The organism is Arthrobacter sp. UYCu712, assembly GCF_040547005.1.
GTDB lineage: Bacteria > Actinomycetota > Actinomycetes > Actinomycetales > Micrococcaceae > Arthrobacter.
This window is the reverse complement of sequence record NZ_JBEPOZ010000004.1, coordinates 81466-93511: the sequence shown is the minus strand read 5'-3', so window position 1 is coordinate 93511 and position 12046 is coordinate 81466. Positions and strand designations below refer to the sequence as shown.

The 12046-nt window shown below is 67.0% G+C and carries 9 protein-coding genes and 2 pseudogenes; 4 read left to right on the top strand and 7 right to left on the bottom strand.

Features of this window, described 5'->3' with window-relative positions:
• Window positions 1-392: 392 nt before the first annotated feature.
• Window positions 393-956, top strand: coding sequence for a recombinase family protein (locus tag ABIB51_RS05745; RefSeq protein WP_354186350.1), 564 nt, complete (start codon window positions 393-395; stop codon window positions 954-956).
• Window positions 957-1072: 116 nt separating this feature from the next.
• On the opposite strand, the pseudogene ABIB51_RS05740 reads toward ABIB51_RS05745, so the two are convergent.
• A pseudogene (locus tag ABIB51_RS05740) lies at window positions 1073-1405 on the bottom strand (inositol-3-phosphate synthase); the annotation flags it as partial.
• A gap of 133 nt (window positions 1406-1538) precedes the next feature.
• On the opposite strand from ABIB51_RS05740, the gene ABIB51_RS05735 reads away from it, so the two are divergent.
• Window positions 1539-2030, top strand: coding sequence for a DUF2975 domain-containing protein (locus ABIB51_RS05735; protein WP_354186348.1), 492 nt, complete (start codon window positions 1539-1541; stop codon window positions 2028-2030).
• 831 nt (window positions 2031-2861) lie between these two features.
• On the opposite strand, the gene ABIB51_RS05730 is transcribed toward ABIB51_RS05735, so the two are convergent.
• Window positions 2862-3800, bottom strand: a complete 939-nt coding sequence (locus ABIB51_RS05730) for an AfsR/SARP family transcriptional regulator (RefSeq protein WP_354186346.1) — start codon at window positions 3798-3800, stop codon at window positions 2862-2864.
• A gap of 312 nt (window positions 3801-4112) precedes the next feature.
• Entirely contained in the window at window positions 4113-5093 is a 981-nt protein-coding gene (locus tag ABIB51_RS05725) for a S1C family serine protease (protein WP_354186344.1), read from the bottom strand.
• 198 nt (window positions 5094-5291) lie between these two features.
• On the opposite strand from ABIB51_RS05725, the gene ABIB51_RS05720 reads away from it, so the two are divergent.
• Both ABIB51_RS05720 and ABIB51_RS05715 read left to right on the top strand, forming a co-directional pair.
• Window positions 5292-5822 carry an HtaA domain-containing protein gene (locus ABIB51_RS05720; RefSeq protein WP_354186342.1) on the top strand — a complete coding sequence of 177 codons (531 nt, stop codon included), beginning with the start codon at window positions 5292-5294 and terminating at the stop codon, window positions 5820-5822.
• 390 nt (window positions 5823-6212) lie between these two features.
• Window positions 6213-7688: a sensor histidine kinase gene (locus tag ABIB51_RS05715; RefSeq protein ID WP_354186340.1), complete on the top strand. Its 1476-nt coding sequence runs from the start codon at window positions 6213-6215 to the stop codon at window positions 7686-7688.
• Here ABIB51_RS05715 and ABIB51_RS05710 read toward each other — a convergent pair.
• From ABIB51_RS05710 to ABIB51_RS05695, 4 genes and pseudogenes are all read right to left on the bottom strand, one after another.
• Window positions 7636-8346 carry a response regulator transcription factor gene (locus ABIB51_RS05710; protein ID WP_354186338.1) on the bottom strand — a complete coding sequence of 237 codons (711 nt, stop codon included), beginning with the start codon at window positions 8344-8346 and terminating at the stop codon, window positions 7636-7638. The genes ABIB51_RS05715 and ABIB51_RS05710 overlap by 53 nt on opposite strands.
• Before the next feature lie 16 nt (window positions 8347-8362).
• Window positions 8363-9347 (bottom strand): annotated as a pseudogene (locus ABIB51_RS05705) (alcohol dehydrogenase catalytic domain-containing protein).
• A gap of 60 nt (window positions 9348-9407) precedes the next feature.
• A complete protein-coding gene (locus tag ABIB51_RS05700; protein WP_354186336.1) occupies window positions 9408-9674 on the bottom strand; it encodes a hypothetical protein in 267 nt (88 codons plus the stop codon).
• A gap of 114 nt (window positions 9675-9788) precedes the next feature.
• The gene (locus ABIB51_RS05695; protein WP_354186334.1) at window positions 9789-11966 is read right to left on the bottom strand and encodes an elongation factor G-like protein EF-G2; all 2178 of its coding nucleotides are present in this window, start codon (window positions 11964-11966) and stop codon (window positions 9789-9791) included.
• Window positions 11967-12046 lie beyond the last annotated feature (80 nt).

Below are 12046 nucleotides of genomic sequence, written 5' to 3'. Positions count from 1 at the left end.
GAAATACCAGCGCCCTGAGGTCCTGAGCGCAGTCTAGCCCGGAAATTGCGCATGGCAGCAATTCCAACCATCCACGGGCACGTCGGCGCCCCGGTGGCCGGCTCAGTGCCACCATCGCGGCCCGATCCAATACGCTCCTGATACGTGCCGTCACGTCTGAAGCGAACCCTGATGGTCCGGTAGATCGTTGACCGGGCAACGGGGTCGCGGACCAATGCACGGGAACTGGCGCTAAGGCTGGTGGGTGGGGTGTCCGGTAACGATCGTCTGCGGTAGAGCCAGCATCAACTCGCAGCGTGGGCGTCAGAACTGTGTTTTTCCCTCACAAAAGCCACCACGAAATCAAACCAACGAAACACCTCAGGCCCTATGCGTTTTGTTAGGCGGTCCGAATGGGACACAAAATCGGGTATGCGCGAGTCAGTACCGCCGATCAGGATCCGCAGTTGCAGCTCGACGCGCTGAACGCCGAAGGCTGCCTGAAGATCTACAAAGACACCGCAACCGGGACCAAGGCCGACCGCCCCCAGTGGACCCTATGCCTGGATGATCTGCGCCCAGGAGATACCCTTGTGGTCTGGAAAATCGACCGTCTCGGGCGAAACCTGCGCGACCTCATCGACATTGTGGCTACCCTCGACGCGCTCGACGTTGGGGTGCAGACCAACGGGATCGTGGACACGACCACTGCGCACGGCAAGCTCATCTTTGGCATGTTCGCGCTGATGGCCGAATACGAAGCTGCGTTGATCCGTGAACGCACCCAGGCCGGACTGATCGCTGCACGGGCCCGGGGCCGCAGGGGCGGACGCAAACCAAAAATGACCGCCGAACTCATAAACAAAGCCCAGCGCATGTACGACGCAAGACGATTCACCATGGCCGAAATCGCCCAGTCCTGCGCCGTCACTCCCATGACCATCTACCGCAACATCCAGACCACCAAAACCGGCTGAAACATCCTTAGCGCTAACGGCTACACGGATCGAAACGACGCAGGACGGCGATCCGATGAAACCGAAAACAAGCCTCGGACCACGTGTACGTCCGGAGTCACTCTCTCATGGCTCTTTCAGGCAGTTTCGCTGCCGCGGATAAAAGCCTCGACCTTCTCGCGGGCGAGGTCGTCGTTGAACTGCTCCGGCGGGGACTTCATGAAGTAGCTCGACGCCGAGAGCAGCGGGCCGCCGATGCCGCGGTCCAGGCCGATCTTGGCGGCGCGGATGGCGTCGATGATCACGCCGGCGGAGTTGGGCGAGTCCCAGACTTCGAGCTTGTATTCCAGCGACACCGGGGCGTCGCCGAAGTTGCGGCCTTCGAGGCGCACGAACGCCCACTTGCGGTCATCGAGCCACTGGACGTAGTCCGACGGTCCGATGCGGACGTCCTTGGCGGCGAGCACGGCTCGCCGAACCGCATTCGCGCTCACTGTGGGACTTCTCGTCTTGCTGCTCTTGTCCGCGTTCGCCCAGGTATGGATTCTCCCCTCCGCAGTGGAGAGAGCGGTAGCCGTCTTCCCGGAGGTCAAGCCACTCACTGTGCCTGCCATCGTCTGGGGAATCTGCGCGATCGCCTGCTGGCAAGCTATTGCTGTCATTGGACTGCGGCTTGTCGTACGCGCCAGCGACCACAGATTCGACTCATCCGCTAACAAATGGCTGGGCGCGGTGGTCGATTGCCTCTTCGTCTTCATCGTGCTCGTTGTGGCAGCCTTTATCGCGCTGAACGTGCTGGGGTACACGACCCCAGGCGTGATGCTTGGACTACTCGCTGGAGGGCTCGTCGCTCTGATCGCGCGGGAGCTGTCGGAGTTTTCCTTGGGACCAAGCCCCCAATGCGGCAGTATTCGCGCACCTGACCGTTCCTTGATTGTCGGCTCCTTTCCTGGTCCCCTGCGTATGCTCGCCGATGCGGCCAATAAGACACCCATCATCAAGCCGGACCCTGCTCGACGTCGGAGCTCCGCCGTACCTCAAGTCCTTCCTGACTCCTCCGTCGATGCGTTCAGAGTTGGCAGATTCCCCGCGTAGCTTGCGGAGACGGCGGCGTTCCAGCGGACAGTCGTTGAGGGGCGAGGCCGGTGAAGCGTGCCAGAATCGGCGGAGGAAGCTGTTGGGCCAAGTGTCCGAGGGCCGCAGTCCGCGCCGCTCGGGCGTTTACGCCGATCGCTGCGAGTCGCTTTGAGAGAACCTGGGCGCCGATGGGGCGTCCGGCGCAGCGGATCGGGGCCGAAACGAATCCAGACGGCTTCCTCCGTCAGCGTGAGGTCTGCCAGGGACAGCCCTGTGATCTCGTGGTTCCTGACGCCGTAAATGAGAACCAGCCCTGCCGCGAGGCGCAGGCTTGGCTCGATGTCCTGCTGAGGATCGTGGACGCTGCCCAGAAGGAGGGTGCGCTCCTGCTCCGGGATGAGAAAGACGACCGGGAGCGGCGACACCGGTGGGGTTGGGACATTCAGGGCCCTGCCGGCCCCGTTGCCCGCGCAGAAGTGCAGGAACGGTTTCACCCGACAACGTTCGGAGGGCCCGTTGGCGAGCCAGACGTCCAAGGTTGTCTGGTCAGCTGAGCGAACCGTCATACCCTGTTCGTGCAGCATGTGCAGCAGGGCACGTACTCGGGCAATCTCGCGGCTCTGTCCCGCGAATTGGGCCTCGGTCCGGAGGAACGCATGAGCAGGGAGCAACTGATCTTCGGCCGCTCCTTCGCCGCCCCGGTCACCGGCCCGGCGGGGCTACGGCGGGTACCCGCGGTCTACGCCCAGCAGGCGTACGCCCTGCTCCCCCGGATCCAGGCCCCGCTACACGACGCACTGGGACGAGCTGCCGGTGGTCAAAGCCGCGTGACGGCCCGGAAGCAGCCGGTCAGAAGGCGGCGCGGACCCGCTGCAGGAAGGAGTCGAGGACCCTGCCGGCGTTCTCATGCATGCGCCGGGACTCCGCCGCCTGATGCGGCGGGCGCTTGGGTCCGTCGAGGCGTTCGCCGAGGTACAGCAGCGCCGCCAGGACTTCCGAAAGTTCGGCGTTCCCCTCCGCCCGCTGGCGGAGGAGCCTCAAGTGTGCCGCCTGCAGGCCGGGGCCCGGGGTGCACCCCAGATCGCGGTCAAAGAGCCGCCGGCACCGATCGTACGCGGCCAGGCCCTCGGCAGGCAGCCCGGCCCGTTCGTAGCTCGTCACGAGGACGGTCCACGCCTTCTCGTTCAGCGGCTCGGAGCGGATGGCGGCCTGGGCCCAGAGGATGGCGTCGTCGGGCCGTTCCAGGACGGCGGCCGTTTCTGCGGCGAAAATCTGTGCGGCGACCCTTTCGGCGCAATGGCGTGTCCTCGCATCGTCGGCCCAATCGGCCACGAGCTCGAAGCCCAGCAGCGGCTCGGCGGAGAGTTCGAGGGCCTGGACCAGTAACGGGTAGGCCTCAGCGGGCGGGGACTGGCCTGCGGAGCGCAACAGCTCCCGGAAATCCCAAAGATCGAGCTCGACGAGCTGCGGATCCAGCACGTAGCCGCCATTGGCTGTCCGCAGTGGCCCCGTCTTCGTATGCCCCGGCTGGATGGCCCGACGGATGCCGCTGATGTAGCTCTCCAGCGTGGCGACTGCACCTTCGCTGGCGCCGGCACCCCAGAGCATCTCGATCAGCCGCATCTTGGAGACCGGGGTGCCCAGGTTCAGCAGCAGTATTTCCAGAATGTGCCGGGGCTTGCATCCACCCAGGTCGGTGGCTGTGAGCGTCGCACCGTCGCGGCGTATTTCAAAGTTTCCGAATAGACGGACCGAAATTGATGGTGCCAGTACGGCTGTATTTTCCACGATGTGTCTCCGATTCCCCAGCTCTGAAGATCTCAACCACTCTTCGGAAAGATCGGAAAGTACGCGGAACAATGAACAATCGAGACTCTGTTCCTTCCGGTCTCCTAAAGAAACCGTGTCACGCACGACCTGCCACAACAAGCAACGAAACTACCCGACTTGGCGCCGGAAGAAAGTCGAGTACCGGGGCAAGTACCGCCGAGTAATCGGCTCAAGGTTTTTCCAAGTAGTAAGTGCGTAGTGCAAGTGTCCAAGATCCCGTGGGGGCAACTTTCCCGGCTCCGGGCGGATCGCAGCGGGAGGGCATCGTCGCTACTGTAGCGTCATCTCGTCGGGAACGGCCTCGACCTGCTTTTCAACACCGTCACGCAGCAGCGACACCTCCAATGGCGTCCCGATGGCCTCCGCGAACAGCAGCTTCTGCAGGCTCTCGGCGTTGGAAACAGGTTTCCGGCCGACGCTCAGGATGATATCGCCGGCCCGGAGTCCGGCGCGTTCGGCCGGCGACCCCGCAAGGACTTCGACAACGAGCAGGCCCTCCCGGCGTCCTGTCCGCACCACGGCGCTGGCCTGCAGCTGGACCGGGGTGTTCACCAGCCCCAGGTACGCGCGCCTGACGCGCCCGTCCCTGAGGAGCGAGGCGATGATCTTGCGCGAGGTCGTGTTGACGGGAACGGCCAGGCCCAGTCCGGTGCCGGCAACAGCGGTATTGATGCCGACGATCCGGCCGCGGGCGTCCGCGAGCGCGCCGCCGGAGCTGCCCGCATTCAACGCGGCGTCGGTCTGGATGACGTCCTCGATCATGCGCCGGTTGCGGCCGGACCACACCGGGATGGAGCGGCCCAGCCCGCTGACCACTCCGGCCGTCACCGAACCCGACAGCCCCAGGGGGTTGCCGACGGCGATCACGAGCTGCCCCACCCGGAGGGTCTCGGCGTCGCCCAATTCCGCCGGTGCCGCTGTTGGAGCTTTGCCGTGGAGGACGGCGAGATCGGACAGCGGGTCGGCCCCGACCACCTGCACGGACGTCCTAGTCCCGTCCGCAAAAACTGCGTGTCCGCTTTCGGTGCCGGCTACCACGTGCGCGTTCGTGACGAGATAGCCGTCGGAGGTGAACAGGACCGCGGAGCCAGCGCCCACCCGGAACCTGCCGTTGCGTCCACGGCCGGTCATTTCGATGGCTGCAACATGCGGAGTGACGGTCTCCGCCACCCGGACGACGGTCGCTGAATAGGAATCCAGCGGGTCCTCGGAGGCCTCGGGTCCGGGAGCCTTGTTGATCGCTGTTGCCACGGGGTGCCTCCCTTGACTGGTAGATATCTAAGTCAACCACCGCCGCTGGTCCCATAGTCCCGGGCACCGTACGCCGTCAGAGAAAAAGGGGCGGCGCACTACGCGGCGCGTCACGGGCGCAGCCCAGCAGGTTCATTCCGCCGGCTGTCCGCCGCTAGGCTCAGGAGTAGACCAGCCTTTCAGCCACAGGAGAACTTCGTGAGTCCAGCGACCGCCTCGCCCGACGCGCTGCCCCCGCCGGGCCTGACGTGGGGCATTAAGCGCAGCTTCATCGACTACCTCGCAGGCCTCCCCGACGGAGCCGTTTCGGCCGTCGACGGCGCCACCGTGGACGAAACCGGCCGGTTCCGCTTCGCCCCGGCCGCGGCGGACTACGACGCCGGCAGGGGTACCGGCGTCCTGCGGTTCAAGGGCGACGTCCGCATCGCGGGCCATCACGGCATGATGTTTGTCCGGCTGCTGGACCCGTGGATCGTCTTCACCGGCGGGCGCGGGATCCTCTCCATCAGCACCGGCGACGACGCCGGCCAGGACCGCACAGCGGTGGCGATCCTGCGCGCCGGGGCGCCAAGGGAAGTGGCCGGGTCGCTCGTCTGGGAACACGTCGATGTCGTGATCTCCGCCGAAGGATCGGAACTGTTCGACGGCCAGTACGCCGAAGGGCAGCCGATGGATCCGCTGTCCATCCGGGTCGCTGCCTTAAGCAGGCGCTGGGCAGCCGCCGGTTAGTCTGTAAGGATGGGGAGCTGACCGGCCCTTATGGCCCGCACCGTCAAAGGAGACCCTCCATGGTGGAAGCCGCGCGTGTAGAGCAAGCAGCCCGTGCTGCTCGGTGATGGAATCGAGCTCAAGCCGCAACAGTTTGTCCGGCTCCGGGTGACGCCGCTGCGCTGAGGCCGGGGGCTGTCCGGCCGGGCATCCCGGCACGCAGTAACCGGCCGCACGCCGGTTGAGGAGAGCATGCGGCCGGTAAGTTGTGGATCCCTTGACTTCGTATCCTGGATCCACTGTCGCGCAAAGCACCTGAGAGGACGCTGAGAGGGTGCCGCCGGTGGGAAATGCCGGAGGTAAAGCCCGCAGTATGTTGTCCGGGACGGCCGGTTGCCGCATTCTTGGAACATGCAACAGGTCACGTCCGATGCCAGGGCGGGCCGCTTCCGCGGCCGGTCCCGCTGGGGAGTGCGCAAGCGCTCCACCGCGGCCGCCGTCGCCGCGGTGGCCCTCGCGCAGCTCGTGGGCGGACTGGTCCTCCTGGCATTGCTGGGGACCGCCCTGACCGCCTCGACCGAGTCGGCGGCACGGCAGAAGGCGCAGGATATCATCGCGCAGCTGGCCGTGGACCAGGACTTCGATGACGCGACCGAATACGTCATTTCGACCGGACACGGCCAGTACGTCCAGCTGGTCAACGCCGCGGGCACCGTTATTGCCGGGTCGGAGCCCAAGGCCGCCGGCAAACCCCTGTCCACCCTGCGCCCGGCGCCGGGCGAGACGGCGATGCAGGATGTCACCGGCCTGCCGGGCATCGGCACCGACGACGACTTCCACGTGGTCGCCGCCGGTACGAAGGTGGGCATCGAGGACGTGGTGGTCCTCGTCGCTTCCTCAGTACAGCTCCAGGCCGAGACCGTCGCCACCGTGGCCTGGCTCATGCTGGGTGCGATGCCCCTCCTGCTGGCCGTCGTGGCAGTTTCCGTGTGGCTCCTGGTCGGACGCTCACTCCGGCAGGTCGAAGGCATCCGGGGCCAGGTGGCCCGGATCAACGCCGAACGCCTCGATGGGCGCGTCGATGTCCCGCCGACGAAGGACGAGCTCGAGGCCCTCGCGCTGACCATGAACACCATGCTTGACCGGCTGCAGGCCTCGGACCGCGAACAGCGGCAGTTTGTTTCGGACGCCAGCCACGAGCTCCGCAGCCCCCTCGCGACCCTGAGCGCCGGCGTGGAGATCGCAGCCTCGGATCCGTCCGGTGCGATGTGGCTTCAACTAAAGGATGACCTGGCCGGGGAAACAGCCCGGATGCGGTACCTGGTGGATGACCTGTTGACGCTGGCCAAAACGCACGACGGCGGGCTCACACTGGAGCACACCGATGTGGACCTCGACGATGTTGTGGACCAGGAGGTACGGCGTCTCCGGTCGGTCAGCGTGCACAACGTCACGGCCGATCTCAACCCGGCCCGGATCACCGGCGATCCCCGGCGGCTGGCACAGGTGCTGCGGAATGTCCTGGACAACGCGGACCGGCATGCGCTGTCCCGCATCCGGATCAGCCTGCGCACTGTCGACGGCCACGCTGTTGTCCATGTGGACAACGACGGCGAACCGGTGCCGCCGGCGGACCGGGAGCGGATCTTCGAGCGGTTCGTCCGGCTCGACGGGAGCCGGTCCCGGGAGCGCGGAGGCAGCGGCCTGGGCCTGGCCATCGCGGCCGGCATCATGACGGCCCACCAGGGTTCCATCCGGGCCATGGACAGCCCGGGCGGGGGGTGCCGGTTTGAAATGGTGTTCCCGCCCGCCGCCGCGCCGCCGCCGGCTCCGGTCACGCCCGGGGTCGCGGTCCAGCCGCGGTCCCAGAAATCCGGTCGGCGCTGAGCAGGTAGCCCATGCCGCGGACCGTGCGAAGGCTCTGGACGCCGAACGGGGCATCGATCTTTCGCCGCAGGTATCCGATGTAGACCTCCACCACGTTGTCCCCGCCTTCGAAGGCAGGATCCCAGACGTTGTCGAGGATGTCCGACTTCGGGACGATCTGGTCGTGCCGGCGCATGAGGTACTGCAGGAGCCCGTACTCCTTCGCCGTGAGGCTGATGGGCGTCTCACCCCGGCGGACACGGCGGTTGACCGGATCCATCGTCAGGTTCCCGAGGGTCAGGACGACCGGCCGCTCCGGCGCTCCGCGGCGGATCAGGGCCCTGATCCGGGCCACCAGCACCAGGAAACTGAACGGCTTGGTCAGGTAGTCATCGGCGCCCAGGTCAAAGGCATCGGTCTGGTCGTATTCCCCGTCCTTTGCCGTCAGCATCAGCACCGGAATCCAGATCCGGCGCCGGCGCAGCTCGCGCAGGACGTCATAGCCGTTCATGAGCGGAAGCATCAGATCCAGGAGGACCACATCGTAGGCGTGCTCCGTGGCCGCCGACAGTCCGCTGACGCCGTCGTGGGCTACGTCCACAACGAACCCCTCATTCGTCAGGCCCCGGCGCACGGTATCGGCCAGCACCGTCTCGTCCTCGACCAGCAGGATCCGCATTGCCCGACTCCTCTCTTCAGGGACAGTATGGCGCCCCGGGCAGCCGCAGAGGGAGTGTCTCAGGGTTTAGGACCACCTTGATGCAGCCGTCTTCCTTTTTCTGGAAGAGCTCATAGGCCGCAGCGGCGCCGTCGAGGGACACTTCGTGGGTCTTCAGGTCCATCACGCCCAACGGGTCCGCGGGGTCTTCCACATACGGGAGCAGCTCGTCGGTCCAGCGGCGGACGTTGCACTGTCCCATCCTGAACTGCAGCTGCTTGTCGAACATCTTCAACAGCGGCATCGGGCCCGCAGTGCCGCCGTACGCCCCGCTGAGGGACACGGTGCCGCCGCGCCGGACCGAATCGACGGCTGCGTGCAGCACCGACATCCGGTCCACCCCAGCGGTCTCCATGACCTTCCGTGCCAGCGCGTCGGGCAGCAGGCCCACCGCGTTCTGGGCACAACGCACCCACCGGCGAGTTATGCGTTTCCATCCCGGCGAACTGCCCCACCGGCCCAAGTCCGAACACGGCCAGGGTGACGCCCGCCGGGACGTCGGCATAGTTCACGCCCTGCCGGGCGGTGGGCAGGATGTCCGAAAGGTAGAGGTACCGCTCATCCGGGAGGTCTTCGCCGACCCTGACGGGGCCGCAGTCGGCGTGCGGGACCCGGAGCAACTCGGCCTGCCCGCCGGGCACCGGGCCGTACAGCTCGGAGAAACCGAACAGGCTCGCGCCGCTGTTGTGTGAGTGCACCTGGGTGGTCTCACACTGCGACTGCAGCCCCTATTTGCACATCCGGCAATGACCGCAGGAGATGTTGAACGGAATGACCACCCGGTCGCCGGCCTTGAGGTTCCGGACCTCGGGCCCGACTTCCTGCACGATCCCCATCGGCTCGTGGCCCAGGATGTCGCCGGCCTTCATGTACGGTCCCAGAACCTCGTACAGGTGAAGGTCGGAACCGCAGATCGCCGTGGACGTGGTCCTGACGAAGGCATCGGTAGCGTCCTGGATCACCGGATCAGGAAGGTTTTCGACCCGGACCGACCTCCCGCCGGGCCGCCGGCCCGGCGGGAGCTAGGCTTCCCGCTGCGGCAGCGGAAGCTGGGCCGTAGCACCGAACAGCCACCCGGAGACGTCGCTGCGCAACACCAGGTGGGGTCCGCCGGTGGGGCTGACACTGCCGCTGGGAACGTAGTATCCGCGTCCCGCGCCGGACCCGCCCGCCGCGCGGTCCAGGGCCTCGGTAAGGTCCCGCGTCAGGTGCCCCTGAGGGCCAAGGTTTCGGAGGCCGTCGAGTTCTTCGGGGGTCAGCCGCCCCAGTACTGCAGCAATATCGGCCATGATGGTTCCCTTCCGGCGGATGGTGCGCGAACAACCAGCCTAAGGCGCCACCATGAACGGCACGTGAAATCGGGACGACGATCAGCGAACAGCTCGGAAGGAGGGAACCGCGCCTCAGGCTTTCGTGGCGGCGCGCGCCGCGGTGGCGGGCACCGGCTCGTGCCGCAAGTAGCTCCGGCTGAAGCGGCCGCTGCCCGACGTCAGTGCCCGCAGCTCGATCGAGTACCGCAGCAGCTCCTGGTCCGGAACTTCGGCGCCGATTTCGGTGATGTCTCCCCCGGCGGACGTCGTCCCGGTCAGGCGGGCCCGGCGCGAGGACAAATCACTCATCACCGCACCAACGTGCGCGTCGGAAACACTGATGGTCACGGCGGAGACGGGTTCCAGCAACTGGATGCGCGTGGCCGCTGCGGCTTCCCGCAAGGCAAGCGCCCCAGCCGCCTGGAAGGCCGCATCCGAAGAATCCACGCTGTGGGCCTTGCCCCCGAGCAGTGTCACCTTGATGTCGACCACCGGGAAACCGGCAGACACGCCCTTCTGCATCTGGGTCCGGACGCCCTTTTCCACCGAGGTGATAAACGGCCCGGGGATCACCCCTCCCACGGTCTTGTCGACGAATTCGAAACCGGCTCCCCGTTCCAGCGGTTCGACGTCGATGTCGCAGACGGCGTACTGGCCGTGGCCGCCGGATTGCTTGACGTATCTGCCGTGGCCGGCCGCCGGAGCAGAGAACGTCTCCCGCAGCGGTGTCACGACGTCGACGCTCTGGAGGTTGACGCCCTGGTCCCGCAGCCTGCCGAGGACCACTTCCGCGTGCGCCTCGCCCATGCACCACAGGATCAGTTGATGCGTCTCGGCGTTCCGTTCCACCCGGAGTGCCGGATCGCCCGCCGCGACCTTGCCCAGGCTCCTGGCCAGCGCGTCCTCGTCGCCGTGCGAGGCCGCCTCGATGGCGACGGGGAGCAGCGGTTCGGGCATTTCCCACGGCTGGATCAGCAGCGGGGAGTCCTTGGCGGAAACAGTGTCCCCGGTCTCGGCGGCACCCAGCTTGGTGAGCGCGCAGATGTCACCGGCCACCGAGAACGGTACCGGCCGCAGGCTCGAACCGAGCGGGGCATACAGATGCGCCACGCGCTCGTCGCTGTCGTGGTCCTCATGGCCGCGGTCCGCCAGGCCGCGCCCGCCCACATGGACGGCCGAGTCCTCGTGCAGGGTGCCGGAGAAGAGCCGCACCAGGCAGACCCGCCCCAGGAACGGGTCGATGGTGGTGCGCACCACTTCCCCGGCCAGGGGGCCCGCAGGATCACAGCCCAGCGGCCCGGCCGGGGTCCCGGCCAGGTCGGTCGCTGCCGGCAGTTCGCGCCCCGCCGGAGACGGGAACGCCCGGGTCACGACCTCCAGCAGTTCGTTCAGTCCGATGCCGGCCTCCGCCGACGTCGCCAGCACCGGGTAGAAAGTCCCGCGCCCGACTGCCGTCTCGAGATCGCTGACCAGGATTTCGGGCGCGATCTCTTCGCCGCCGAGATAGCGGTCCATCAGAGCCTCGTCCTCGCTCTCGGCGATGATGCCTTCGATGAGCGCGCTCCGGGCTGGCTCCGACGCGCCGAGCTCGGCGTCGTCGGCGTTCCGGACCGCCGGCAGGGGGCTGTCCGGCACCTGCTCCGACACGGTGCCGGAGAGCAGCCCGAGCAGTCCGGTGACGGCCGCCCCCTTGCGGACGGGCAGGTGGAGGGGCAGCACCGAGTCCCCGAAAGCTGCCCGGCACTTTGCCAGCGCAGCGTCGAAGTCCGCGCGGGGATGGTCCAGCCGGCTGATCACCACGGCCCGCGGCATCCGGGCGCGGTGGCATTCTCCCCAGAGCGCGGTGGTGGTCGGGTCGATGTCGTCAACTGCCGAGACGACGAACAGTGCCGCATCGGCGGCCCGCAGCCCGGCGCGCAACTCGCCGATGAACTCCACGTACCCGGGGGTGTCGAGCAGGTTCACTTTGATGCCGTCGACGGCGAGCGGCAGCACCGAAAGTGCGACCGAGCGTTGCTGGTGGATCGCCGCCGGTTCCGAGTCGCTCACGGTGGTTCCCTCCGCGATCGAGCCTTTGCGCGGGATGGCACCGGCGGCTGCGAGGAGCGCCTCGGCCAGCATCGTCTTGCCTGCTCCGGAGTGGCCCACAAGCGCTACGTTCCGGATCTGGTCCGGCCGGTCGGGAGGATGGCCCTCGGCTGCATCCGCCCGCCGCAGATCGGCGCCGCGGCCAGGATTCTTCGCCGGGACCTTGGCGTCTCTCGTCGGCATGAGTTCCTCCTGGCGTCGTGTCCGCCGGCTGCATCCGCACGGCGTGGGGCCTGTCTTAAGGATTTGACACCCTGCGGGGC

What these genes read in the sequence shown, in the direction of transcription:
- ABIB51_RS05745 (WP_354186350.1), top strand. Translation starts at nt 393, where the DNA reads ATGGGACACAAAATCGGGTATGCGCGAGTCAGTACCGCCGATCAGGAT.
- ABIB51_RS05715 (WP_354186340.1), top strand. Translation starts at nt 6,213, where the DNA reads ATGCAACAGGTCACGTCCGATGCCAGGGCGGGCCGCTTCCGCGGCCGG.
- ABIB51_RS05710 (WP_354186338.1), bottom strand. Translation starts at nt 8,346, where the DNA reads ATGCGGATCCTGCTGGTCGAGGACGAGACGGTGCTGGCCGATACCGTG.
- ABIB51_RS05700 (WP_354186336.1), bottom strand. Translation starts at nt 9,674, where the DNA reads ATGGCCGATATTGCTGCAGTACTGGGGCGGCTGACCCCCGAAGAACTC.
- ABIB51_RS05695 (WP_354186334.1), bottom strand. Translation starts at nt 11,966, where the DNA reads ATGCCGACGAGAGACGCCAAGGTCCCGGCGAAGAATCCTGGCCGCGGC.